The sequence below is a fragment of the Motiliproteus sp. genome (assembly GCF_965230735.1).
Lineage (GTDB): Bacteria > Pseudomonadota > Gammaproteobacteria > Pseudomonadales > Balneatricaceae > Motiliproteus.
The window spans coordinates 3,160,883-3,183,072 of sequence record NZ_OZ246016.1 but is presented as its reverse complement, the minus strand read 5'-3'; the positions used below and the strand labels follow the sequence as shown (position 1 = coordinate 3,183,072).

General features: G+C 58.5%; 26 protein-coding genes. 13 read left to right on the top strand and 13 right to left on the bottom strand.

What is annotated here, in order from left to right; genetic code table 11:
• The first annotated feature begins 219 nt into the window (after positions 1-219).
• Positions 220-1,167, top strand: a complete 948-nt coding sequence (locus ACO05M_RS14665; RefSeq protein WP_421864405.1) for a class I SAM-dependent methyltransferase — start codon at positions 220-222, stop codon at positions 1,165-1,167.
• Here ACO05M_RS14665 and ACO05M_RS14660 read toward each other — a convergent pair.
• Entirely contained in the window at positions 1,164-1,604 is a 441-nt protein-coding gene (locus ACO05M_RS14660) for a PACE efflux transporter (protein ID WP_421864402.1), read from the bottom strand. The genes ACO05M_RS14665 and ACO05M_RS14660 overlap by 4 nt on opposite strands.
• Before the next feature lie 88 nt (positions 1,605-1,692).
• Between ACO05M_RS14660 and ACO05M_RS14655 the strand changes: the two genes are divergently transcribed.
• Positions 1,693-2,613, top strand: coding sequence for a LysR family transcriptional regulator (locus ACO05M_RS14655; protein ID WP_421864400.1), 921 nt, complete (start codon positions 1,693-1,695; stop codon positions 2,611-2,613).
• Positions 2,614-2,712: 99 nt separating this feature from the next.
• Here ACO05M_RS14655 and ACO05M_RS14650 read toward each other — a convergent pair whose 3' ends face one another.
• Positions 2,713-3,201, bottom strand: coding sequence for a cache domain-containing protein (locus ACO05M_RS14650; protein WP_421864397.1), 489 nt, complete (start codon positions 3,199-3,201; stop codon positions 2,713-2,715).
• 191 nt (positions 3,202-3,392) lie between these two features.
• Positions 3,393-3,713: a hypothetical protein gene (locus tag ACO05M_RS14645; RefSeq protein WP_421864395.1), complete on the bottom strand. Its 321-nt coding sequence runs from the start codon at positions 3,711-3,713 to the stop codon at positions 3,393-3,395.
• 172 nt (positions 3,714-3,885) lie between these two features.
• Here ACO05M_RS14645 and ACO05M_RS14640 point away from each other — a divergent pair, with 172 nt between their 5' ends.
• The 3 genes from ACO05M_RS14640 (at position 3,886) to ACO05M_RS14630 (ending at position 6,493) form a co-directional block, all read left to right on the top strand.
• Positions 3,886-4,089, top strand: coding sequence for a CPXCG motif-containing cysteine-rich protein (locus ACO05M_RS14640; protein WP_421864392.1), 204 nt, complete (start codon positions 3,886-3,888; stop codon positions 4,087-4,089).
• Between the two features lie 43 nt (positions 4,090-4,132).
• Entirely contained in the window at positions 4,133-5,257 is a 1,125-nt protein-coding gene (locus tag ACO05M_RS14635; protein ID WP_421864389.1) for a PQQ-dependent sugar dehydrogenase, read from the top strand.
• Between the two features lie 240 nt (positions 5,258-5,497).
• Positions 5,498-6,493 carry an aldo/keto reductase gene (locus ACO05M_RS14630; RefSeq protein ID WP_421864386.1) on the top strand — a complete coding sequence of 332 codons (996 nt, stop codon included), beginning with the start codon at positions 5,498-5,500 and terminating at the stop codon, positions 6,491-6,493.
• Positions 6,494-6,500: 7 nt separating this feature from the next.
• On the opposite strand, the gene ACO05M_RS14625 is transcribed toward ACO05M_RS14630, so the two are convergent.
• From ACO05M_RS14625 to ACO05M_RS14605, 5 genes are all read right to left on the bottom strand, one after another.
• Positions 6,501-7,163, bottom strand: a complete 663-nt coding sequence (locus ACO05M_RS14625; RefSeq protein ID WP_421864383.1) for a hypothetical protein — start codon at positions 7,161-7,163, stop codon at positions 6,501-6,503.
• Between the two features lie 198 nt (positions 7,164-7,361).
• Entirely contained in the window at positions 7,362-8,759 is a 1,398-nt protein-coding gene (gene rlmD / locus ACO05M_RS14620) for a 23S rRNA (uracil(1939)-C(5))-methyltransferase RlmD (protein ID WP_421864381.1), read from the bottom strand.
• Positions 8,760-8,790: 31 nt separating this feature from the next.
• Positions 8,791-9,252 carry a hypothetical protein gene (locus tag ACO05M_RS14615; RefSeq protein ID WP_421864378.1) on the bottom strand — a complete coding sequence of 154 codons (462 nt, stop codon included), beginning with the start codon at positions 9,250-9,252 and terminating at the stop codon, positions 8,791-8,793.
• A gap of 71 nt (positions 9,253-9,323) precedes the next feature.
• Positions 9,324-10,031, bottom strand: coding sequence for a tRNA (N6-threonylcarbamoyladenosine(37)-N6)-methyltransferase TrmO (tsaA, locus tag ACO05M_RS14610; RefSeq protein WP_421864375.1), 708 nt, complete (start codon positions 10,029-10,031; stop codon positions 9,324-9,326).
• 1 nt (position 10,032) lies between these two features.
• Positions 10,033-11,028: a serine/threonine protein kinase gene (locus ACO05M_RS14605; RefSeq protein ID WP_421864372.1), complete on the bottom strand. Its 996-nt coding sequence runs from the start codon at positions 11,026-11,028 to the stop codon at positions 10,033-10,035.
• A gap of 186 nt (positions 11,029-11,214) precedes the next feature.
• On the opposite strand from ACO05M_RS14605, the gene ACO05M_RS14600 reads away from it, so the two are divergent.
• Positions 11,215-11,679: a hypothetical protein gene (locus ACO05M_RS14600; RefSeq protein WP_421864369.1), complete on the top strand. Its 465-nt coding sequence runs from the start codon at positions 11,215-11,217 to the stop codon at positions 11,677-11,679.
• Positions 11,680-11,713: 34 nt separating this feature from the next.
• Here ACO05M_RS14600 and ACO05M_RS14595 read toward each other — a convergent pair whose 3' ends face one another.
• Positions 11,714-12,601 carry a GGDEF domain-containing protein gene (locus ACO05M_RS14595; protein ID WP_421864365.1) on the bottom strand — a complete coding sequence of 296 codons (888 nt, stop codon included), beginning with the start codon at positions 12,599-12,601 and terminating at the stop codon, positions 11,714-11,716.
• Between the two features lie 182 nt (positions 12,602-12,783).
• Positions 12,784-13,269 (bottom strand): ComF family protein, encoded by a 486-nt coding sequence (locus ACO05M_RS14590; RefSeq protein ID WP_421864362.1) that lies wholly within the window; start codon positions 13,267-13,269, stop codon positions 12,784-12,786.
• A 403-nt stretch (positions 13,270-13,672) separates the two neighbouring features.
• Here ACO05M_RS14590 and bioB point away from each other — a divergent pair, with 403 nt between their 5' ends.
• From bioB to ACO05M_RS14555, 7 genes are all read left to right on the top strand, one after another.
• Positions 13,673-14,737 (top strand): biotin synthase BioB, encoded by a 1,065-nt coding sequence (gene bioB / locus ACO05M_RS14585; RefSeq protein ID WP_421864359.1) that lies wholly within the window; start codon positions 13,673-13,675, stop codon positions 14,735-14,737.
• An 18-nt stretch (positions 14,738-14,755) separates the two neighbouring features.
• Positions 14,756-15,916: an 8-amino-7-oxononanoate synthase gene (gene bioF / locus ACO05M_RS14580; protein WP_421864356.1), complete on the top strand. Its 1,161-nt coding sequence runs from the start codon at positions 14,756-14,758 to the stop codon at positions 15,914-15,916.
• Positions 15,913-16,728 carry an alpha/beta fold hydrolase gene (locus ACO05M_RS14575; protein WP_421864354.1) on the top strand — a complete coding sequence of 272 codons (816 nt, stop codon included), beginning with the start codon at positions 15,913-15,915 and terminating at the stop codon, positions 16,726-16,728. The genes bioF and ACO05M_RS14575 overlap by 4 nt, the downstream gene beginning before the upstream one ends.
• Positions 16,721-17,542, top strand: coding sequence for a malonyl-ACP O-methyltransferase BioC (gene bioC, locus ACO05M_RS14570; RefSeq protein WP_421864351.1), 822 nt, complete (start codon positions 16,721-16,723; stop codon positions 17,540-17,542). Before ACO05M_RS14575 ends, bioC begins: the two co-directional genes overlap by 8 nt.
• A gap of 45 nt (positions 17,543-17,587) precedes the next feature.
• Entirely contained in the window at positions 17,588-18,277 is a 690-nt protein-coding gene (gene bioD / locus ACO05M_RS14565; protein ID WP_421864348.1) for a dethiobiotin synthase, read from the top strand.
• Between the two features lie 61 nt (positions 18,278-18,338).
• Positions 18,339-18,629: a hypothetical protein gene (locus tag ACO05M_RS14560; protein ID WP_421864345.1), complete on the top strand. Its 291-nt coding sequence runs from the start codon at positions 18,339-18,341 to the stop codon at positions 18,627-18,629.
• Positions 18,630-18,653: 24 nt separating this feature from the next.
• Positions 18,654-19,694, top strand: a complete 1,041-nt coding sequence (locus tag ACO05M_RS14555) for a putative metalloprotease CJM1_0395 family protein (RefSeq protein ID WP_421864342.1) — start codon at positions 18,654-18,656, stop codon at positions 19,692-19,694.
• A gap of 51 nt (positions 19,695-19,745) precedes the next feature.
• On the opposite strand, the gene ACO05M_RS14550 is transcribed toward ACO05M_RS14555, so the two are convergent.
• From ACO05M_RS14550 to ACO05M_RS14540, 3 genes are all read right to left on the bottom strand, one after another.
• Complete coding sequence (locus tag ACO05M_RS14550; protein WP_421864339.1) at positions 19,746-20,528, bottom strand: alpha/beta fold hydrolase; 783 nt, start codon at positions 20,526-20,528, stop codon at positions 19,746-19,748.
• Between the two features lie 26 nt (positions 20,529-20,554).
• A complete protein-coding gene (locus ACO05M_RS14545; RefSeq protein WP_421864336.1) occupies positions 20,555-21,172 on the bottom strand; it encodes an FKBP-type peptidyl-prolyl cis-trans isomerase in 618 nt (205 codons plus the stop codon).
• A 140-nt stretch (positions 21,173-21,312) separates the two neighbouring features.
• Positions 21,313-22,188: a peptidoglycan DD-metalloendopeptidase family protein gene (locus tag ACO05M_RS14540; RefSeq protein ID WP_421864334.1), complete on the bottom strand. Its 876-nt coding sequence runs from the start codon at positions 22,186-22,188 to the stop codon at positions 21,313-21,315.
• Positions 22,189-22,190 lie beyond the last annotated feature (2 nt).

Here is a 22,190-nt window from a genome sequence, read left to right as displayed (position 1 = left end):
CGGTCTATCGACCAAGTTGATCAATCTTCGGTCACGGCTGCCGTTTGAGTGTGGGATTTGGGGGCAGAATTTGGGTGAGAGAGGCCCGTGCCAGGTACGTTGCCCTTCTAGGTTTGCTAATCCCTGACGGAGTTTTGACCAAGCTTTGTCTCGCCCCATTGCGACAGCGTCTGCTGCGGCTATAATTCGCAGCCGTCTTGTCTGGCTGGATACCTACCGATGCTCACACCTTCAAGCCCCTCGTCGCCTATCAACTCATCCCTGAATGCGGCGGTTGAGGCGATCGAACATGCCGAATTTACTCCCGAATCGAGCGAACTGGGACGCTGGTTCCATGGTCGGGGGCACTGTTATCCCGGTTTGGAGCATCTCAATATCGACTGGCTGCCACCGGTGATGCTGATTACGTTGTATCAGGCTGAATCTCAGGAGCGCCTGCAACCGCTGGTTGACGCGGCGATGGCCAAGGGGGTCGGCAAGGTGGCGTTGCAGCATCGCTACCAGCGCGGCGGGCCGATCGACTGGCTGCTGGGGGAGTCGCTGACTGAATTGGTAGTCACTGAACAGGGCCTGAAATATGGCCTGCAGCTGGGGCGCAGCCAGAATCACGGCCTGTTTCTGGATATGGCCAACGGGCGTCAATGGCTCCGGCAGCGGGCATCGGGGGCTCGGGTGCTGAACCTGTTCGCCTACACCTGTGGCTTTTCAGTGGCGGCGGTGGCTGGCGGCGCCCGGACGGTGGTCAATCTGGATATGAGCAAAGGCGCGTTGAAGCGGGGTCAGCAGAATCATCAGCTCAACGACCATGACCTGCGCGGGGTGCGTTTTCTACCCCATGATCTGTTCCGAAGCTGGGGTAAGTTGCGCAAATCGGGTCCTTACGATCGGGTCGTGATCGATCCGCCCTCTTTTCAACGGGGCAGTTTTGTTGCCACTGAGGATTACCAGCGCGTACTGCGCCGCTTACCGGAGTTGCTGCTTCCTGAAGCTGAACTGCTGGTCTGCTTGAATGATCCCACCATTGCACCGGACTTCTTGATCGAGTTGATGCAGCAGCACTGTCCGAACGCGAAATATGTTGAGCGCTTGGCCAACCCCGACAGTTTCCCCGAACAGGATCCGAATCGAGCCCTCAAGGTGTTGCACTTTCACTATCAGGCGGACTAACCGCCGCGGCTCTCCAGCGCCATCTGGCGCTGCTGTAGCCGGTGCCGACCGTGGTCGTAAGCCCAGTTGAACGCCAGGGTGTAAACCAGAAAGAATAGAATTGCACCCAAGTCGAGCAGGAACACGGTCAATAGGTCCAGCCGTGTCCACCACATGATGACCGGAATACAGATCACCATTAGTCCCGCCTCAAACAACAGGCTGTGAGCCATTCTGAGCTTCAGACTCCGGTTTATCCGATCTTCCCCTGCGTACCGGTCGAACAGGATGTTATAGACATAGTTCCAACTCATGGCGATCAGAGACAGCGTGATGGCCAGGCCTGTCATCGCTCCAGCGCCCTGACCGGTGACCCACATTGAGATCGGCACAAACAGGGCAATGGCGATAATTTCAAACATCAGCGCGTGAAAAATTCGTTCTCTGGTCGACATCATGATTGCTCTAGCAAGGTGAAGATGTGGCAATTCTATCGGCAAACCTCAAGCTTTAAAGTTGGTAACTATCACTTTTGGTGATAGTTTGGTGAGATCTTTCGCTGCGATGGAGCTTAGCGACTACCCCATGTACAACCTTGAGCAATTACGGATGTTCGTCGAAGCCGCCGAGTCGGGCTCATTTTCGGCCAGTGCCCGGCGGTTGGGAAAAGTGCAATCGGCGGTCAGCCAGGGGATCGCCAACCTGGAGATCGATCTGGGCGCCGAGCTGTTCGACCGCAGCACCCGCAAGCCGACCTTGACGGCGGCGGGGCGGCGCTTGCTCAGCTACGCCAGGGCGGTGCTGGAGCTAAGCAGTGAGCTGGATCTGGCGGCCCGGGCGCTGAACCGGGGCCATGAAACCGAGCTGACTCTGGCAATCGATCCGGCTTTGATGGTGCCGACGCTGGAAGCCAAGCTGCAGGCGTTCAGCGAGCGCTTTCCGGTGACCGAACTGGAGTTTCAGCAGGTTGCCAGCAGCGATGTGATCGGGCTGATCGAGAGCGGCCGGGCCGACCTGGGGTTGATGCTGGCCGACCCCAGTTTCCCCCGCACCGTGGAACTCTGCTATATCGGTAATCTGCCGTTCAGTGCTTACTGTCACCAGGATCATCCGTTAGCGGCGCTGAGTTCGGTTTCGGTTTCCGACCTGACGCCCCATCGACAGCTGCTTTCACGGGGGGTCAATAAAGAGGAACTGGCGCCGATGGCGCGGGTGTCGGCCAAGGTCTGGTGGGGCAACGACTATTATGTGCTGCGCGAACTGATCGGCCAGGGGTTGGGCTGGGGCTTTCTGCCTTGTCATCTGGCTGAGGAGGAGGGGATATCACGGGGACTCAAGCGCCTGCCGATCAGCTTCGATCACAAGCCCTGGAGTCCACCGGTGGATCGGGTCATGCCCAAAGGCAGGGCCACCGGCGAGGCGCAGCATTGGCTGGCGGAAGCGTTTAAGACCCTGCTGGATTCTTAACCCGTCGACGAGATTTTTGGCAGAGCGTGAAACGAGGTGCGCCTCTCTTGACGGGGCGGTCAAGGAGGCGCTAGCAAGGGACGCGTTTTGAGGGATGAACTATTGCTCCTCGTTCGGCAGATAGAAGCCGACCCCCAGCACATAGTCACCGACCTTACGGATACGGGAGAACTTATGCTCAACGTCGTTGGTGTGGCGGTTTAGCCATTCATATTCGATGATGCCGTAACCGATCTTGTCGGCCAGGGTCAGAATCTCCTTTCCAATCGGCTTACCGGCGGCATCGGTGGTTTGTGCCAGCGATTGGCCAACCAGCTTCGGGTTGGCGCCGGTGGCCTGATAGACCCCGTCCATATCGATGGCGAAAATATAAAGATCGTTTTGCACAAAGCCGCCCTGCGGGTCATTGAACTTGGCGAAGGCTTGTTTCGGACCCTGCTGTTCCAGTACATGGACGGCGTTATCCAGCATGACCTTGGCTTGCCGGGAGGTGCCACGCTCGGCGGCGTTGGTTAAACCCGCGAGGGTCAGGCCTGACAAGGCCAGTATCAGGCCCAACAGACGAAAAAAGGAAGAATGCAGTTTCATGATAACTCCCGGATAGTTTGAACAGGGTTTTCGCTCAGCTTAGGGCTCGGGAGGTAAGGGCGACAATGGTTCGATCGGGTCGGTTGGCTACGACTTCGGTACTGATCCGCTGAATTGACTGCTGGGCGAGCTGAACCGGCCGGTGCTCGCAACACAGAGGGATTTGATGGGTGTTGGTGTAACCGCCGTTGTCAGTCTTCGGTCCAGACCCAGCGTAGCGGTTCGCCGAAATCATCGTAGAGCAGTTTTTTCTGCGGTTTGCTGGTGCGCTGGGTTCGAACCGCCAGATGCTTTCTATGACGACGGGACTCGATCCGGGCAACCACTTCATTGACCGGGGTACGGGTATCTTTAGGGCGTTCGATAAAGCCGCCCGTGCGATGAAACTGACCATCGGCAAAGCCGCTGACTCCGGCATCGAACTCTTTGATCTGTCCTCCGCGCTCGAGAAACTCCTTAACCTGCTGGTTAAGTTCGGCGCGAATTTCAGCTTTGCTGGGGCGGTGCTTCATGACGAGGGTATGACGGCTGTTGGGTCCAATTTCGGTTCGGCTGACAGAGCATTATAGCCGATCCGCACCAGCATATCCGACTAAGCTAAGGGAAGGGTCGAATTGGGGGACAAAGAAGCCGATTCTGGTGGTGTTACGCCATCAGTTTTTCTTTATCGTCGGGAGGCGGAGAATGAGCATGGGTGACTTGATCGAACAATCCGGACACTGTCCCTACTGTGGCAGTGGGCAGCTGTTTCTCGTAGATCCATCGATGACCGAGCAGAGCTATATCGAAGACTGCCAGCGCTGCTGTCAGCCGATTCTGGTGCAGTTGCGTCTGGATGAACAGGGGCAATATTGTGTTGAGTTTGAGTTGGAGCAGGAGAATGGTTGACGCAAGTAGGGTGGCCAGGAGGTTGGGGTGTTCGGGAGCGCTGTTGATAGCGCTGCTGTTATCGCCGTTCTCCCAGGCACAGGTACTGTTGAAGGATCAACACCAAGGCCAGGCTTTCGTGGTCGAACAGCTGGCGGACGGGCTGGGCGTTACCTGGGGGATGGCCTGGGTTGGGCCGCAGCGACTGCTGTTAAGTCAGCGTAACGGGCGGGTCCGTTTATTGGATTTGCAGAGCGGCCGTTTGAGTGAGGTCAGTGGTGCTCCCCGTGTGCGGGCATCCGGACAGGGCGGTCTGCTGGATCTGGTGTCCGGGCCGGATCAGCAGAGTTCGATGCCGATGGGCGACAATACCCAGCTCTGGCTGTTCTTTACCTACAGCAAGCCCCAGAGCGGAGGCGGGGTAACCACCCTGGCGCGGGCCCGATTGCAGGGGCTGCAGCTGGTGGATTGGCAGGATCTGCTGGTGACCCGCTCGGCCGGTTCGAGCGATCGTCACTACGGTAGTCGTATCGCCTTCGATGGGCAGGGACACCTGTTCTTCTCCGTGGGTGATCGGGGAGAGCGTCCCAACGGGCAGGATCTGGGTACCCATGCCGGCAGTATTTTGCGGCTCAATCTTGATGGCTCGGTGCCGCAGGATAATCCGTTTCAGGGGCGCAGTGATGCGCTGCCGCAGATCTGGAGCTATGGGCACCGTAATCCGCAGGGACTGGCTTTTGATCCGCTAACGCAACGGCTGTGGGCGATCGAACATGGTCCACGGGGAGGGGACGAGTTAAACCTGATCCTGCCCGGAGCCAACTACGGCTGGCCGCTGGTGTCCTACGGCAAGGAGTACTGGGCCCCATTGCAGGTTGGCGAAGGTACCCATCGGGAAGGTACCGAGCAGCCGGCCAAGGTCTATATTCCCTCCATCGCACCGAGCAGTCTGCTGTTTTATCAGGGGGAGGCCTTCGACGGCTGGCGCGGAAATCTGTTCGCTGGTGCGCTGAAACTTCAGCATCTGAACCGATTGGTGTTGGACCCACAGGGTAACGTTATTGAGGAGCAGCGTCTGCTGACGCAACTGGGTGAACGAATTCGCTCGTTGCTACAGGGGCCCGAAGGCTGGCTCTACCTTTCCACCGACAGCGGTAAACTGTTGCGCTTGCGGCCACCTGCGCCCTAATAGGTCAACCGGTCTGATAAATTATTTATACCGTTATCTTCTGTAATAGTCACCTACAGGATAGTGAACCACGGAAAAGTGGGCTGCAGGACAATGCTCTGTCGCCATGGTGCCGTTCTTGAAGGTTGTTCGCGGCCCTGAGGTCCGACAAAATGACCGCCTTAAGTCGGCTCGCCAGGGCAATTGAACCCGGCCGGGCTGATAGCGAAACCTAACTCATCCAGTCACGAATGGAGTTGTATGGAACTTGTTAAACTGGGGCCGTTCGAGCTGCCGCCGATCGGTTTGGGCTGCATGAATCTGTCGTCCGGCTATGGCCAGGCAAGTGCCGAGGCCCGGGAGCGGTTGCTGCCGGAGGCGTTGGAGCAGGGCTACCGGCTGTTCGATAGCGCGGCAATCTATGGTCATGGTGACAGCGAATGCCTGATCGGTCGGCAGCTGAAGCCGTTTCGTGATCAGTTTGTGCTGGCCTCCAAAGGCGGCCTGTTTCGCGGTGATGATGGGGCTCCTCAGGTTAATGGACGCCCCGAAGTGCTACGGCGTGAATGCGAAAAGAGCCTGCAGCGACTCGACACCGAAGTGATCGATCTCTATTACCTGCATCGATTGGACCCGCAGGTGCCGGTGGAGGAGAGTGTTGGTGCGTTGGGTGAGCTGGTCCGGGAGGGCAAGATACAGGCGATCGGGCTGTCGGAAGTCTGTGCCGAGACCATCCGCCGGGGACACCGGGAGTTTGAGATCAGCGCGGTGCAGTCTGAGTACTCGCTCTGGTCACGGACGCCGGAGCGTGCGGTGTTGCCCACCTGTGCCGAGCTGGGAATTACCTTTGTCCCTTTTGCGCCCTTGGGGCGGGGCTTTCTGGCCGGATCGGCCACCGATCTGTCAGGTTTTGACGACGGCGATATCCGACTGGGTATCGCACGACCACGATTTGAACCGGACAATTTTGCGACCAATCTGAAACTGCTGGAGCCGTTGCAGCAGCTGGCTGATGAGCTGGGATGCAGCAAAGCGCAGCTGTCGCTGGCCTGGTTATTGGCCGGTAGCGAACAGCCGCTGATACCGATTCCGGGGACCTGTCGCCTGGATCATATGGCGGAGAATTTTGAAGCCGCTCAACTTCAGCTGACCCAGGCGCAGTGTCAACTATTGGATCAGGCGATCAACGATGAACGGGTCGCCGGCGCGCGCTATAGCGAGCCGGTAATGGCCAGTATCGACTCGGAGCGGGATTGAACCGGCGTTATTGGGTGTTGAATTCCGCCTCGAGGTTTAACTGGGAGCGGATATCCTCGACCGGCAAACGGTTGGGGGTACTGTCGGGACGCGGATCTGCGGTGCTCGCGGTCTTGTCCTTGGCGGCCGGCCTGGGCGGCGGTAACTTGACGATATCCTGAGCCAGCTTTTCGCTACGGGCTTCGCTATCCTCAATCACGATATCCAGGTCGCCCTTGTAGACTTCGTACCAGGTGCGTGACCCGGGCACCATCCGGGAAATGTCGTACATCCCCTGCTGTAACACCACCAAGAACTGCTGGTAGCTCATCTCCTGCTCGACCATCAGTGCACGCAGGGTGTTGAAGTTGTTGAGTTGGACCGTTTCCATGATCCGATCCAGTTTGCCTTCGAGCCGCTTGGCATCCTCGTTGTAGGCCTGAGAGGTTTCGTAGTCCGCCTCCATATCCTTGAGCTGGCGGGTGAAACGATCCATCCGCTCCTCGTGCTCACTGATACGGGGGTCCGGTCCCTGGGTGGAGATCATAAAGATCCAGCCCGCTTCACCCAGCACCAGCAGCAATAGCAGGACGATTGCTATCCAGCTGAACTTGCGCCCTTTCTCCAGCTTGGCAAGGCGCTCCTCGGGAGAAAGTTCAGCTTTTTCGTCGTTCTTGTCGTCGTCGGCCATCGGCGGATCCTAAAGGGTTACTGCAATCAACCCGGCGGGTAAATCGATTGACGCTGAGTCGCGTCGGCACTGCCCGGTTGGACAGTGCCAGCCTCCGTGAATTCAGCCATGTTGTTTTGTGGAAGAACATGCCGGAGACGGTGGGCGAATTAACAAAGCCCACGGATCTTTACTAAGTCGGCGAAATGACAAGGATCTTTAACGTCGGCTTTGGCGTTGGAACAGTGCAATGGATTCCACGTGGGTGGTGTGAGGGAACATGTTCATGACACCCCATTGCCGCAGTTGATAACCCTGTGTCGCCAGCATCCCGGCATCACGGGCCAGGGTCGCCGGATCGCAGGAGATATACAGAATCTGCTCGGGTCGGAGTCGGCATAGCGGTTCGATCAGCTCGGCGGCCCCGGCACGGGGCGGGTCCAGCAGTACCTTGTTGAAACCCTGGCCGTACCAGGGCAGCTGCTGGATCGGCTGGGTCAGATCGGCGGCATGGAAGCTGGCGTTGCTGCAGCCGTTGCGGGCGGCATTATCACGCCCCCGCTGCACCATCGACTCGACCGCTTCGACGCCGACCACCTCGCCGGCTTGGCGGGCCAGTGCCAGGGTGAAATTCCCCAGACCACAGAACAGGTCGAGTATCCGGTCCTGTGGCTCGGGCGCAAGCAGCTCCATCGCCAACTGAACCATGTCGCGATTGATATCGGCATTGATCTGGGTGAAGTCGCCCGGCGCAAAAGCCAGTTCCAGGCCCGGTTGATCATCGTTGCCCGGTAATCGATAACTGAGGCTGTCGGTCGGCTCGTCGCGTTCGGACCAGTGCAGGCTGTCGGCGCCGCCGGGCTGCAGAAACAGCTGCCACTGCTGTTGTTGGCATAGCCTCGACAGCGCTTGCCGATCGGCTTCCAGCAGAGGGCGGGGGTGGCGAACCAGCAGCGCTTGCCGGGTGTCACCGAGGCAGAGTTCCAGATGGCTGATCGCCAGCGGCTGCTGGAGTTGATTGAGCAGGGAATTGAGCGAGGTGATCAGTTGGTTGGCTCTGGGATCGAGCACCGCGCACTGGGTGATGGGGGTCAGTTTGTTGCTTTGGGCCCGACGAAAGCCCAGCGATAACGGGTTGTTGCCCTTGGGCTTGAAAATACCCAGACGGGCCCGGCGACGGTAGTGCCAGTGGGGGCCATCCAGCGGCGCTAGCTGCTGCTCCGGTTCGACGCCGCCGATTCGACGAAGTTGGTCCAACGCCTGCTGCTGCTTGGCTTGAATCTGGGCCTCAGATCGCAGGTGCTGCAGTTGGCAGCCGCCGCAGTGCTGGTAGTGGGGGCAGTCGGGCTCGACCCGATCAGGACTCGGCTCGATGACCTGCAGGGTGACGGCCTGGTCAAATTTACTCTTGCGTTGGCTATAGCGAGCCTGAACCCGTTCACCGGGAAGTGCACCGTCGATGAATAGGGTCTTGCCGCCGCGCTTGGCCAGACCGCGGCCATCGTGACTCAGTCGCTCGACTTGGATCTCGAACGGACTCTCGTCAACGACAGTTTGGGATTTGGCGGGCGGTTGGTAAAAGCGGCGTTTAGAGCCGGAGCGGGAAAATCGGGCCATGGAAACTGAGCGTCCGGTCTGGAGTAAGTGTTCAGAGGCTCTGTTCGAGCATCTCGCGGTACTGCTGACGGTATTCCGGACTCAGCCCCTGCTCAAACTCCTCGGCACTGATGTCGAAATTCAGCTGGCCGAGCAGCGACTGTACGATCACCTTGCAACGGTTCGAAGCCTGTCCGGCCTGCTGCATCAGCAGTTGCAACGACAGCGGCTGATCATCGTGGACCAGTCCTTCTGCTTCCAGACACTGCAGGTATTCCTGGGTGTAGGGGACCAGCAGGTCCATGTTGCTGAGCAGGTTCTGCTGCACGCGCAACAGCAGTTCCCAATCGATATTGTTGAGCACCTCGGCGATCAGCGCCCGGGCCTGCTCGATCTGCAGCAGATCGGCGTCCGGTTGGGGCTGGGTTTCCGCCTGCAGCGGTGACAACGGCAGGAAAACGGCCAGCAGCAGGGCTGAGATCCGCAGACGAAGTGATTGAAGCGCTTGGTTCATGGCGTTGTTCCGTGGTGTTAGTCCGTGGTGCTTTTCTGTGGTGTTAGTCCGCGGCGTTTTGTCGGCTTGGTCTAGTCGGTTGCCGGGTCGATGCTGAGGACATCGATGTGGCTGTCCTGTATCTGCCAGCGTACATTGTATTGCTCCAGCAGGGTGCCGTAGACCCGATTATCGTCGCGTTTACGACGGTGGGTCGGCCTGGGGTCACAGCTCAGCACATCGATGATCAGCTGCTGAAGCTGAGCCGCCGCTGAATCCTTAGACAACTGTTGCTGCGCTTGTTCGCTGAAGACAACGTCCAATGTGGTTTTCTGGCCATCGGGCGCGTAAGGATAGTCGGCCTGCTCCAGTCGATCGGCGTAGGGCAGGTAGGGTTTGATATCCAACACCGGGGTGCCGTCGAGGATATCGACCCCGCTCAGGTGCAGCACCGGTTGGCCGTTACGGTTCTCGATCCGCTCCAGCTTGACCACCGACATGCCGATCGGGTTGGGTCGGAAGGTGGACCGGGTGGCAAACACGCCGACTTTACCACCGCCGGATCGCGGTGGGCGTACCAGCGGCGTCCAGCCACGATCCAGGTGTTCGCTGAACAGAAACAGCACCCAGACGTGGCTGCACTGCTCGAGCCCGCGTACGGCGTCCATGGTCGCAAACTCGTTCTCAAGGCGTAGTTCAGCCCGGGCGGTATTGGCCAGCCCCGGTTGACGCGGGATGCCGAACTTTTCCTTGAAGCAGGAGTGCAGGGTTCCGATCGGCGTCATGTCGACAGTGCTCATCTCAGCCACCCAACTGCAACGGTTCGGCCTGAATGGTGCTGCGCAGTTCGGTCAGCTCCATCAGGTGCTCCATCCAGTAGGACTCGGAGTTGAACCAGGGAAAATGCAGCGGGAAGGCCGGGTCCTGCCAGCGCCGTGCCAGCCAGGCGCTGTAGTGCATGATCCGCAGTGCCCTGAGTGGCTCGATCAGCGCCAGCTCACGGCGGTCAAATGGCTGGAACTCTTCGTAGCCCTCGATAATTTCGCTCATCTGCAGCCGTTGCTGTTGCTGGTCGCCGCTGATCAGCATCCACAGATCCTGAATCGCCGGACCGCTGCGGCAGTCGTCAAAGTCGACAAAATGGGGCGCGTCATCCCTCCAGAGAATATTGCCGGGGTGGCAGTCGCCGTGCAGGCGGATCAGGCGCAGCTGCTCGATATCGGCAAAGCGCTGCTCGATCAGCTCAAGCAGTTCAGCAGTCAGGTGTTGATAATCGCTGGCGTAATGCTTTGGCAGCCAGTTGTTGTCGAGCAGGAACTCCCGTGAGGCATGACCAAAGCTCTGGGTGTCCAGCGTCGGGCGGTGTTCGAACGGCTTGGCGGCGCCCTGCAGGTGGATGCGTCCCAGGGTACGTCCCAGCACATAGAGGTTATCGAGGTTATCCAGCTCCGGCGCGTGACCCCCGCGACGGGCAAACAGGGCAAACTGAAACCCGCCGTGCTCGAACAGACTGTTGCCGTCGGCGTTACGGATCGGCGCGATCACCGGGATGTGGTTATCGGCCAGCGCCTGGGTGAAGCGGTGCTCCTCCAGAATCTGCGCCTCGCTCCAGCGTTCGGGGCGGTAGAACTTGGCGATCAGCGGTTCGCCCTCTTCGATCCCCACCTGATAGACCCGGTTTTCGTAACTGTTCAGCGCGAAGACCCGGGCATCGGACCAAAATCCGGCCGACTCGACCGCATCGATCACGGCATCGGGGCTTAGAGCATCGTAAGGGTGTTGGCTATCCAGCGACATCAACGACTATCCGGCTTGAGTGGTGAGGATGGGGGGTAAAGAAAAACAGGTGCGCTAGAGTACCAGAAGCCGCGAGATGAGGGCAGTTTGATCAAGGTCAGAAATTCCGGAAATCAGTCGCCGATTGTCATAGCAATAAAATTAGCAGGTGTTAAATTAGTCGGTATTGTTTTAAGGAGGGGTGCAATGATGAAGGCCAGGTTTGCTCTAGCGATCAGCTCACTGCTGCTGATTGGAAATGCTCAGGCGCTCAGTCCCGAAGCCGAAGAGGGTAAAACACTCTACGTAGCCTGTAGCGCTTGTCATGATCAGGCATTGGATCCGCCCAAGGGGCCGCCGATGTGGGCCGTTCAGCGACGCTACAAAAAGCAGGTGGCGGATGATCAGGCGTTTGTGAATAACATGGTCAGCTTTGTGAAGTCGCCGTCGATCGAGACGGCGGTCCATCGAGAGGCCGTCAGCCAGCTGGGGTTGATGCCGGCGATGCCGTTGCCCGATGGCGTGTTGCGCAAAGTTGCCACCTATATCCTCGAAGAGGATTTTGCGCCGCCCTGCGATCATTGGCAGATTGCGATCAAGCGTGCCGAGCAGGCGGGGGACGCCGATCATGCCAAGAAAGACCGAAAGATGTATAACCGGTTTTGTCGCTAACCTGATTGAGCAGCGCTGTGCGTCAGCGGAACGATCAAAGAAAGATCACCGTGTTGCGGCCTGATGATTTGGCGCGATAGAGGGCCTGATCGACTCGAGTTAGCAGGTCGTGAGGGACTTCGTTGCTACGGTACTCGCTGACGCCGAAACTGGCTGTAATGGTGCCGACGCCCTGTATCTCGTTCTGTTGCAGCTGTAGACGGATCTTTTCCGCCATCTGAGTAGCGGTTAGTCCACTGGTGTTGGGCGCCAGCAGCATGAACTCTTCACCACCATAGCGTGCCAGTAGATCGCTGTCGCGGATGACTTCGCGAACCCGGTGGGTGATCTCTATCAGTACCGTATCTCCGACATTGTGACCAAATCGGTCGTTGACCTGCTTGAATCGGTCGATGTCGAACAGGATCACCGAGAGTTTTTCGTGGTAGCGTCGGCTGCGATAGGTTTCTTTGCTCAGGGCGTCAACAAAGTATCGTCGATTGTAGATCCCGGTCAGGGAGTCCGTGGTGGCGAGTTGGCTAAGATGTTCGATCTGTTGGGCATCAACCTCAGCCCAACGTTTCAGGCCGACCAGAAACGACAGGTAGCCGATGACTTGAAAGGCGCCTTCAACCAAGCCGTTGAGTAGCGCGGGCATGTCGACGAACTCATCCAGCGTATCGGTCATCAGTGCCAGTAGAATCAGGGTCAGGCCGATAAACAGTGGTGCGTATACCTGCGGGTGTTTTCGCAGGTCGCGAATCAGGTAGAGGCCGACGGCGGGCATCAGCATCAGGCAGCCTTCGGTGAACAGGCTGATCCAGTCCAGCGGCTCGGTGACGGGCTCGATCATGACGGACACAGCGATGCCGTAGAGCAGGCATAGCAGCCATGCCAACGACAGCGAGAAGTTGTCCCTTATCCAATCAAGCACTACCGACATTCAGGCTTGTCCTACCGTTGAGACAATTCGAAAGGGCGCGACCGAAATCTTTAGCAGGGGCTAACTGTAGTTGAGTAGGATTCGGTAACCAATATTTGGTACTACAAGATTCCCTTGTTCGCAGGCGTATTTAGCCTAAGGTATGAGCTCACTAGGCTCCGATGGGCTTCAGGCTTCAGGCTTTAGTGCCGATTCGCGCGACCGATTGGAGTACGGGCTAAACACCAGAGATCAATCTGTTGTACACCGGCGCGCTTGAGTTTGACGGAAAGAGCCTGAGCCGTGCTGCCGGTCGTCATCACATCATCGATCAAGGCGATGTGCTGGGTCGAGCCCTGCCGGTGCAGTAATTGCGCATCCACGTGGAAGGCATGGCGCAGATTGCGGCGCCGCTGTTTGGCATCCAGGCCCTGCTGCTGTGGCGTGTCAAGTCGGCGACTACAGCTGCGATTATCAACCGGGAGACTCAGCGCGCTTCCCAGTTTTCTGGCCAGTTCTGCTGCCTGGTCAAAACCGCGCACAAGGCGTCGCTTGGGGTGCAGCGGCACGGGTATCAGACGTTGTGGCCAGGGTGACTCGCTACCGTATTGCTGTTCCAAATGTCTTTGCAGTAGCCCGCTCAGGATCGCGAAACTGAAACCGTCGAAGTGATGTTTGTAGTTCTGCATCAACCAGTTGACCGGAAAATCGTAGACCAGCGGGCAGTGGGTGAGATCGAAGGCGGGAGGGCGCTTCAGGCATTGGCCGCAACGGTTGGGAGATGCTACTGCTGAACTAGCGGTGCCTATCGAGGCTGTCGTAAGCGGCTCTGCACATTGTGGACAGGCGTGATGTAGGTAGGGCAGATCCTCCTCACAGTGCAGGCAGATCGGATCAGATCGATGGCTGGGTAACTGGCATAGCAGGCAGCAAGAACGAGAAAATAACCGATTAAAAAATAATCGGCGGTAAACCTTGTGTTTTGTCATGGGTTGACAGTGGCCTCCCTGTCTGTAGACTCAGCGCTTCCATGGCTGATGGGGGATCAGTGTAGCCTGATTGTCCCGTAATACATTTTCAGGGTCTGTTTTTATGTCGAATCAAGCAATCACTCAACTGCAAGCCAGCCCGGTCCGTCACGACTGGACCGCCGAAGAGGTTCAGGCGCTGTTCGAGCTGCCGTTCAACGATCTGCTGTTCCAGGCCCAGTGCGTCCATCGCCAACATTTCAACCCGAACGAAGTGCAGGTCAGCACCCTGTTATCGATCAAAACCGGTGCCTGCCCGGAAGATTGCAAATACTGCCCCCAGAGTGCCCATTACGATACCGGCTTGGAAAAGCAGCGCCTGCTGGAAGTTGAAGCCGTACTGGCCAAGGCCAAGCAGGCCAAAGAAGCCGGCTCGACCCGTTTCTGCATGGGCGCAGCCTGGAAACACCCGACCGATCGAGACATGCCCTATGTATTGGATATGGTCAAAGGGGTCAAAGAGATGGGCCTGGAAACCTGCATGACCCTGGGCATGCTGAAAGAGGAGCAGGCCGAGCAGCTAGCCGAGGCCGGGTTGGATTACTACAACCACAACCTGGACACTTCGCCGGAGTTCTACGACAAGATCATCACCACCCGTACCTATCAGGATCGTCTGGACACCCTAGGCCATGTTCGTGATGCCGGCATGAAGATCTGCAGCGGCGGCATTCTGGGTATGGGCGAGACCGCCAACGACCGTATCGGCCTGCTATGCCAGCTGGCCAACCTGCCGAAACAACCGGAATCCGTGCCGATCAACATGCTGGTCAAGGTCGAAGGGACTCCGCTGGAGGAGGTCGAAGACTTGGATCCGCTGGAGTTTATCCGCAATATCGCTGTTGCCCGGATCATGATGCCCAAATCCCATGTGCGACTGTCCGCCGGTCGTGAGCAGATGTCAGATGAGCTGCAATCGATGGCGTTCTTCGCCGGTGCCAACTCGATCTTCTACGGCGAGTGCCTGCTGACTACGCCGAACCCGGAAACCCACCGTGACCTGCAACTGTTCAAGCGCCTGGGGATCAATGTCGAGCAGCGGATCGAGTCGTCCGACGAGCAGCAGGAGCAACAGATCGCCAAAGACCTGCAAGCGCAGCAGGATGACAAGCTGTTTTACCAAGCTTAAATAGAAGGAAGCAGTCACATGGCGGGCTTTGAAGGACTGGAGCAGGCGCTGCAGCAGCGCCAGCGGGATGCTTTATACCGTGTCCGCCGCACGCTGGAATCGGCCCAGGCCCCCGAAGTGGTGGTCGAGGGGCGTCAATATCTGGCTTTCTGCAGTAACGACTATCTGGGGCTGGCTAATCATCCTCAGGTGATCAAGGCCTTTACCGATGCGGCCCAGAAATTCGGCGTCGGCAGCGGTGCGTCCCACCTGGTCAACGGTCACAGCCGTTACCATCATCAGCTCGAAGACGCGCTGGCCGAGTTTACCGGTCGGCCCCGGGCATTGCTGTTCTCGACCGGTTATATGGCCAATCTGGGTGCGATCAATGCCCTGATCGGCAAGGGTGATGCGGTGTTTGAGGACCGCTTGAACCATGCCTCTCTGCTCGATGCCGGATTGTTGTCCGGTGCACGCTTTCAACGCTATCTGCATAACGATGCAGATAGTCTAGGTAAGAAACTGGCGCGCACCGAGGCTAATCGTAAACTGGTGGTGACCGACGGGGTGTTCAGCATGGACGGTGATATCGCACCGCTGGCTGAGCTGGCCGAGGTGACCCGTCAGCATGACGGCTGGTTGATGGTTGACGATGCTCACGGATTCGGCTGTCTCGGTGAAACCGGGGGGGGCTGTGCGCAGGTATTTGACATGACGCTGGAGCAGCTGCCGGTATTGGTCGGGACCCTCGGTAAAGGGTTCGGTACCGCCGGTGCCTTCGTGGCTGGCTCTGAAGTGTTGATCGAAACCCTGATCCAGCATGCTCGAAGCTACATCTATACCACTGCGATGCCACCGGCGGTGGCGGCAGCAACCCTGGCTTCGCTTCAACTGATCCGTGACGGACAGCACCTGCGTCAGCAAATGGAGACGTTGATCGCCCATTTTCGTCGCGGGGCAGAGCAGCTGGGATTGAAATTGATGGACTCCACGACACCGATCCAACCGATCCTGATCGGCGATTCAGCGCGCGCCTTACAGATCAGCGCAGCATTGGAACAGCAGGGGATCTTCGTCACCGCAATCCGACCGCCCACGGTCCCCGAGGGCAGTGCCCGACTCCGGGTGACCCTGAGTGCCGCCCATACCGAGCAACAGGTTGATCGACTGCTTAATGCATTGGAACAGGTCTGCCAATGAGTCTGTGTACCGAATCTTTAAATATTGAAGCCTATGGTGACGCCGATAAGCCGGCGTTGGTGTTGCTTCACGGTTGGGGCATGTCCAGTCAGGTTTGGCGGGACTGCTTGCCGAGTCTGAGCGAAACCTATCACCTGTTTTGTGTCGATCTGCCGGGCCTGGGGCGTAGCGCCTGGCCAACTGAGCAGCCCTATACCCTGGATGCAGTGATTGAGTCGATACATGGCGAGCTAGAGCCCAGGTTGAGTCAACCGGCAATCTGGTTGGGCTGGTCGCTGGGCGGTGTTGTCGCCGCCGCGATCGCCGATCGTTACCCGGACAGTGTTGCCTCGCTGGTGACCGTGGCGACCAATCCTTGCTTTGTTCAGCGTGGTGATTGGCCATCAGCAATGGAGACGGCCATCTTTGACGCTTTTCAGGCCTCTCTGCTGACTCAGCCGTCCAAGACCCTGAACCGTTTTGCCATGTTACAGGGTCAGGGAGATCCCCAGGCACGGCCTTTGCTGAAGCAGCTCAAGCCGGTGATCGCTGATCTGCTGGAGCAGCCCGGGCTGAAATTGACGGAATCCCTGGCCCTGCTGGCCGAGGATTACCGGGACCTGTTCGACCGTCTTCAGTGCTCCCGGCTGCATCTGTTTGCCGCCGAAGATGCGCTGGTGCCTCAGGCTGTCAGCCGGGAATCGCTGCTGATCGAGCATGCCGAAGTGATGGACGGTGTTGGACATGTTCCGTTTTTGACCGCCACCGACGATTTTATCCGTCGACTGGATTCTTGGCTGAACGCCCAAAAAGCCGAGGCTGTTGATGGCTGAGGCGGCGCAGGAGCTGCAACAGAAACGGCAGCAGGAACACCATTTCGATAAGCGCCAGGTGGCTGGCTCCTTTAGCCGGGCTGCGATCAGTTACGATTCGGTGGCCGGTTTACAGCGCCGCATCGGGACCGAGCTATTGTCTCAATGTCCCAATGATTGGCAGGGACAATTGATCGATCTAGGCTCAGGAACCGGCTTTTTTTCGTTGCCGTTGGCGCAACGGCCCGGTTGTCGAGTCTTGGCGGTCGATCTGGCCCAGGGAATGCTGGAGTTTGCCCGCCGTGAACGGCCCCATTCGGATATCGATTATCTGTGCGCCGATGCCGAACAGTTGCCGCTGGCCGATGCCAGCATCGATGGCCTGTTCAGCTCGCTGGCGATCCAGTGGTGTCTGAGTCCGGCGCAGTTATTTACCGAGCTGGCGCGGGTGTTGAAGCCCGGTGCCACGGCAATGATCGCGACCCTGGGTCCCCAGACGCTGTATGAACTGCGTCAAGCCTGGGCTGCGGTCGATGATTTTGAGCATGTGAACCGGTTTGAGTCTCTGCAGACGATGCAGCAAGCAATCGAACCGGGATTTGAGCTGGTCGAGCTGAAGCAGCAGGAGATCGTGCTGCAGTACGACCAGCTCAAGCAGATGACCGATGAGCTAAAAGGGATCGGCGCCCATAACCTCAACTCCGGTCGCCAGCATTCCCTGTCGGGGCGGGCCCGGATTCGGGCGTTTCGGGATGCCTACGAACAACTGCGCGATCAAGACGGTAAGATCCCGGCGACCTATCAGGTGTTCTACTTTACGTTGCGTCGTCGTTAATGCGCGCAGTCACCCAACGCGAAGATTAAGTGTTAAGGAGTTAACGTGGGCCAGGGCTACTTTATCGCGGGTACCGATACCGAGGTCGGTAAAACCTTTTGTGCCAGTGCGCTATTGCAGGCGGTTGCCGATAAAGGACTGCGCAGCTTTGGCCTCAAACCGGTAGCGGCCGGAGCCGATGACAGCGGCGTGGCGAATGAGGATGCGTTGTCGCTGATCGAACACAGCTCGGTCAAGCTCAGCTATCCCCAGGTTAACCCGGTGCTGCTGAAACAGCCGGTGGCGCCCCATATTGCCGCCGCTCGTGAAGGTAAGAACCTGACCGTTGGTCGGCTGGCGGGTTACTGTCGTGGGGCGATGATGAGCCCCAATGACCTTTTTCTGGTCGAAGGTGCCGGTGGTTGGCGGGTGCCGTTGAACCGGGCGGAGACCCTGGCCGATCTGGCGAAAGAGTTGAATCTACCGGTTATTCTGGTGGTGGGGATGCGTCTGGGTTGTATCAACCATGCGCTACTGTCGGTTGAGGCGATCCGCAATGATGGTTTGCCGCTGGCGGGCTGGGTTGCCAATCAGATCGATCCGCAGATGAGCTGTTACGAGGAGAATCTTCAAACCCTGCAGGGACTGATTCGTGCGCCGATGTTGGCGGAGGTGCGCTATCTGCAGAACGGGTCGATTCGTGATGCAGCTCAAGCTTTCGGTGAGTCGGTCGATAAGCTGCTGCCCAAAAATTGATCTATTCGATCCTGGCGGCGTATACTTCAACCACTTGCGAAGATTCCCAGAGGTAATCGTCATGCAGATTCCAGCCGTTTCTTCAGCCGCCCAGACGCTGCTGACCAATACTCAGAATGTTGACGGCTCCCGTCAGGCGCCGGGGGCCGTGGGTGGCACCAGCCAGCCCGAAGATGCGTCTCAGGCTACCGGACAGACCGATAGTAGTGGTGCGGTGCAGAGCCAGGCTCAAAGCCTGCAGGAAGTGACCGACGCACCGGAACCCCAAGCTGCTACCCAGACCCAGGTGGTCACCGCCGCCGATGAAACCCTCGGAACCACCCTGGGACTGAACATCGACACCACTGCATAAGGTGTCGTTCCCCGGGGAGTCGGCATGGATATCAGCAGTGTCAGCGTAGCCGCAAATTCGCTACAGCCTCGCTCTGTAGCCCGGACGGTTTCCAATCCGCTGGACACCTCCGGACAGCCTGCTTCCTCCCCAAACAATTCCTCCAGTATCAACGCCGGCCAACCCGACAGCCTGCCGGCGCGGGTTAATGATCCTCTCAGCCCGGAAGCGGGCCAGCGCTCCAACAATCGTGCCGATGCAGGCTCAACCGCTCAGAGCTCGGGCAACCTAGCTCAACAGCGAGGAGGGGATAGTCGTGCTAATGGTGAGCTGGAGCTCGAGGAATTGAGCCAAGTCCGCCAGCTGGCCCAGCGCGATCGCGAGGTCCGGGCTCACGAGGCGGCGCATGCCGCGGCCGGTGGGAGTCTGACCGGGGCGCCTTCATACTCCTATACCACTGGCCCTGATGGTCGCCGTTATGCGACCTCGGGTGAAGTCAGCGTCGAATCACCCAGAGGATCCACCCCTGAGGAGACGATCGAGCGGGCGCGAACGGTCATTGAGGCCGCGTTGGCACCGGCCGAACCCTCGCCTCAGGATTTACGCATTGCTGCCCAGGCACGGGCCGAACTGATCGCCGCCCAGGCAGAACTGGAGCGCAGCGAGCGCCAGCAGCTGGAGCAGGCGCAACAACAGGAAACGGCGCAACAGCCGGAAGTGTCCTTAGCCGGCACGGCAGCGGACAGCGAGTCTGCCATCCCGCCGGATGCGGGTACTAATGTAACCACGGACGAATTGACGCCGCCGGTTTCAACGGAACGCCCCGGTCAGTCAGGCACCGATGAGGAGCTGAGCGCGGCTGAACAGCGTGAGGCGGAGCAGGCCGAACGGGCTGAGCGGGCCGAACAGTTACGAGAAGAGCAGCAGGCGCGACAGGAGCGGATTGCCCAGGCTCAACAGGAATTCGCCCAGGAACTGGCCGAGCTGAATCGGCGGATACAGCAAGTGCAGCAACAGCTGATCGAAACCGGCCAGGTTGATCCGCTGTCCTTGCTACAGGGAAGCCTGTTGGATACAACGGCCTGATCAACGCAGAAAACGAACGGCTTGAGCTAAACCGGGACTTACCCGGTTTTTTTATGCCTGCGGCGATAGAAAACGTAGCAGCAGGGCGTTGAAAGCCTTGGGTTTTTCGGCATGGGGCCAGTGGCCGACCCCGTTCATGATCCGGGCTTCGGCGTTTGGAAACAGCGCACCGATGGCCGGTCGATGCTCGGCTTGGATGTAGTGGGACTCGGCGCCTTTGATAAATAGCGTCGGTGCTTCAAAGTGCTGGTGTTCGAAGCGCGGAGCCGGTGGGCTGGCGATGTAGTCGTACTCGCGCTCCAGCACCTCGAGGTTGGCGCGCCAGTTGAACCGTTCACCGTCGCGGTAGAGGTTCTTCAACAGAAAATTGCGAATGGAGGTATCTTCGATCTGCTGCTGCAGCTGTTGATCCGCCTCGCGACGAGAACTGATGCTACCCAGTTCGACCCCCCGCAGACCGGCAAACACGTCGGTGTGATGCGGCGGGTAACGAACCGGAGAGATATCCACCACGATCAATCGCTTGACCCGTTGCGGATAATCCAATGCGAACTGCATTGCCACTTTGCCACCCATCGAATGGCCCAGCAGGTCAATGCTGTCCAGGCCCTGCTGGTCGAGAAAAGCCAACAGGTCGTCGGCCATCGCCGGGTAGCTCATCTGCTCGCTCCAGTCGGAGCGACCATGGTTGCGCAGGTCCAGGGTCCAGACCTTGAAGTGCTCGGCCAACACATTCGATTGACCGGCCCAGTTATCCAGCGAGCCGAACAGGCCGTGCAGGATAACCAGCGGTGGGCTGCTGTCTTGACCGTAGCTTTTGGCGTGCAGTTGCATCGGATTTCGTCTTTAGTGTGCTCGACTTACAGGATGTCCAGCAGCTCGACTTCGAATACCAGGGTGCTGTGGGGCGGGATAGAACCGCCAGCACCTTGGGCACCGTAAGCCAGCTTGGACGGGATAACCAGACGCCACTTGGAACCAACGCCCATCAGCTGCAGCGCTTCGGTCCAACCGGAGATAACACCGCCAACGGCGAATTCGGCCGGCTGATTGCGCTCCACGGAGCTGTCGAACACACGACCGTCGATGAAGGTGCCGTGGTAGTGGGTGCGAACGTTAGAGGTGACATCCGGCTTAGCGCCATCGCCTTCAACCAGAACTTCGTACTGCAGGCCGGATTCGGTCACAACCACGCCGTCACGCTTGGCATTCTCTTCCAGGAACTTGAGGCCTTCGGCTTCGGCTTCCTTGGCGGCTTCTTCGGCTTTGGCCTGCATCTGCTTGTTCAGCTCTTCAAATGCCGCCTGCAGCTCTTCGTTCGGGACACGGGAGGCTTCGCGGACGATAGCGGTACGCAGACCTTCGATAACCAGGTCGATCTCCAGACCGTCGATGTTGTTGTCACGCAGCTGGGAACCCATCTGCAGGCCGATGCCGTAACTGACCTTCTGGGCGACGGTGTCGATTGCTTGGCTCATTCAATTTCTCGCTTTCTATGAGAGTGGATTTGATCGTGTTGGGATCAACAGTAAAACGTAAAGCGCGCGATTATAGCAGCATCGCGCCGGTTACGGTGGATTTAAGGATCGGCTAGCCGGCGTGTTTCCTGATGGCACAGTTAACGCTGATCCGGGTACAGAAACAGGATCGGGTCGACCCGGACATTGTTGAGGCTGACACTCCAGTGCAGATGAGGCCCGGTCACCCGGCCACTACTGCCGACGGTGCCCAACTGCTGGCCCAGTTCGACGCGCTGTCCAACCTCGACATCGATACGATTCATATGGGAATACATCGTGATCAGCCCCTGACCGTGATCCAGGATCAGGTTGCGACCGTTAAAAAAGTAATCGCCGGTGTCGGTAACGATACCGGGGGCCGGCGCAACGATCGGGGTGCCTTTGGGGGCGGCGATATCCAGGCCGCTATGGGGTTTGCGGGGTTGGTCATTGAAGAAACGCTTGAGGCCGAAGGGACTGCTGAACGGGCCTTTGGCCGGGCGGGCAAATCGGATCACGTTCAGATTGGAGTCACCCCAATTGCCCAGTGCCGCCAGCATCTTCTTCTTCTCTTTACCGATCCGGTCCAGATCGAGTTTGTTGGGATTGACCTTGCGTTTGTTTTTGATCACCAGTCGCTGTTCGCGGTAGTGCTTGTCGACCACGTCGAAGCTGATGACTTCGCTACCGACGTTAAGTTGCTGTGGCCCCGGTTTGGTGCTCAGCGGAATACCGACCAGAGCGACCCAGGAAGCCTGCTCAGCATACTCGGTGCCGGCACTGGGTACTACGAGTACCCGGTTTTTGCCGTATCGGGCTTCGGGAGCAGAAGCGCCGTCGACCGACAGCGGAATCAATGCAACGCCACCGGGAACCGACGAGTGCTCCGGCAACGTTAAGGATTGAGCCTGCAGAGCGGGGCTAAACAGGCCCAGATTCAGGGACAGGGCTAACAGCGGAAGGGTAAGCCAGGATCTTGTTATCGGTCGTTTCATCG

Coding starts and splice junctions, on each gene's coding strand:
- ACO05M_RS14645 (WP_421864395.1), bottom strand. CDS start 3,713: ATGAAGCACCGCCCCAGCAAAGCTGAAATTCGCGCCGAACTTAACCAG.
- ACO05M_RS14560 (WP_421864345.1), top strand. CDS start 18,339: ATGCAGATTCCAGCCGTTTCTTCAGCCGCCCAGACGCTGCTGACCAAT.
- tsaA (WP_421864375.1), bottom strand. CDS start 10,031: ATGAGCACTGTCGACATGACGCCGATCGGAACCCTGCACTCCTGCTTC.
- bioB (WP_421864359.1), top strand. CDS start 13,673: ATGTCGAATCAAGCAATCACTCAACTGCAAGCCAGCCCGGTCCGTCAC.
- rlmD (WP_421864381.1), bottom strand. CDS start 8,759: ATGGCCCGATTTTCCCGCTCCGGCTCTAAACGCCGCTTTTACCAACCG.
- bioF (WP_421864356.1), top strand. CDS start 14,756: ATGGCGGGCTTTGAAGGACTGGAGCAGGCGCTGCAGCAGCGCCAGCGG.
- ACO05M_RS14605 (WP_421864372.1), bottom strand. CDS start 11,028: ATGTCGCTGGATAGCCAACACCCTTACGATGCTCTAAGCCCCGATGCC.
- ACO05M_RS14615 (WP_421864378.1), bottom strand. CDS start 9,252: ATGAACCAAGCGCTTCAATCACTTCGTCTGCGGATCTCAGCCCTGCTG.
- ACO05M_RS14630 (WP_421864386.1), top strand. CDS start 5,498: ATGGAACTTGTTAAACTGGGGCCGTTCGAGCTGCCGCCGATCGGTTTG.
- ACO05M_RS14640 (WP_421864392.1), top strand. CDS start 3,886: ATGAGCATGGGTGACTTGATCGAACAATCCGGACACTGTCCCTACTGT.
- ACO05M_RS14650 (WP_421864397.1), bottom strand. CDS start 3,201: ATGAAACTGCATTCTTCCTTTTTTCGTCTGTTGGGCCTGATACTGGCC.
- ACO05M_RS14600 (WP_421864369.1), top strand. CDS start 11,215: ATGATGAAGGCCAGGTTTGCTCTAGCGATCAGCTCACTGCTGCTGATT.
- ACO05M_RS14665 (WP_421864405.1), top strand. CDS start 220: ATGCTCACACCTTCAAGCCCCTCGTCGCCTATCAACTCATCCCTGAAT.
- ACO05M_RS14595 (WP_421864365.1), bottom strand. CDS start 12,601: ATGTCGGTAGTGCTTGATTGGATAAGGGACAACTTCTCGCTGTCGTTG.
- ACO05M_RS14555 (WP_421864342.1), top strand. CDS start 18,654: ATGGATATCAGCAGTGTCAGCGTAGCCGCAAATTCGCTACAGCCTCGC.
- ACO05M_RS14590 (WP_421864362.1), bottom strand. CDS start 13,269: ATGCAGAACTACAAACATCACTTCGACGGTTTCAGTTTCGCGATCCTG.
- ACO05M_RS14540 (WP_421864334.1), bottom strand. CDS start 22,188: ATGAAACGACCGATAACAAGATCCTGGCTTACCCTTCCGCTGTTAGCC.
- ACO05M_RS14550 (WP_421864339.1), bottom strand. CDS start 20,528: ATGCAACTGCACGCCAAAAGCTACGGTCAAGACAGCAGCCCACCGCTG.
- ACO05M_RS14625 (WP_421864383.1), bottom strand. CDS start 7,163: ATGGCCGACGACGACAAGAACGACGAAAAAGCTGAACTTTCTCCCGAG.
- ACO05M_RS14545 (WP_421864336.1), bottom strand. CDS start 21,172: ATGAGCCAAGCAATCGACACCGTCGCCCAGAAGGTCAGTTACGGCATC.
- ACO05M_RS14660 (WP_421864402.1), bottom strand. CDS start 1,604: ATGATGTCGACCAGAGAACGAATTTTTCACGCGCTGATGTTTGAAATT.
- bioC (WP_421864351.1), top strand. CDS start 16,721: ATGGCTGAGGCGGCGCAGGAGCTGCAACAGAAACGGCAGCAGGAACAC.
- ACO05M_RS14575 (WP_421864354.1), top strand. CDS start 15,913: ATGAGTCTGTGTACCGAATCTTTAAATATTGAAGCCTATGGTGACGCC.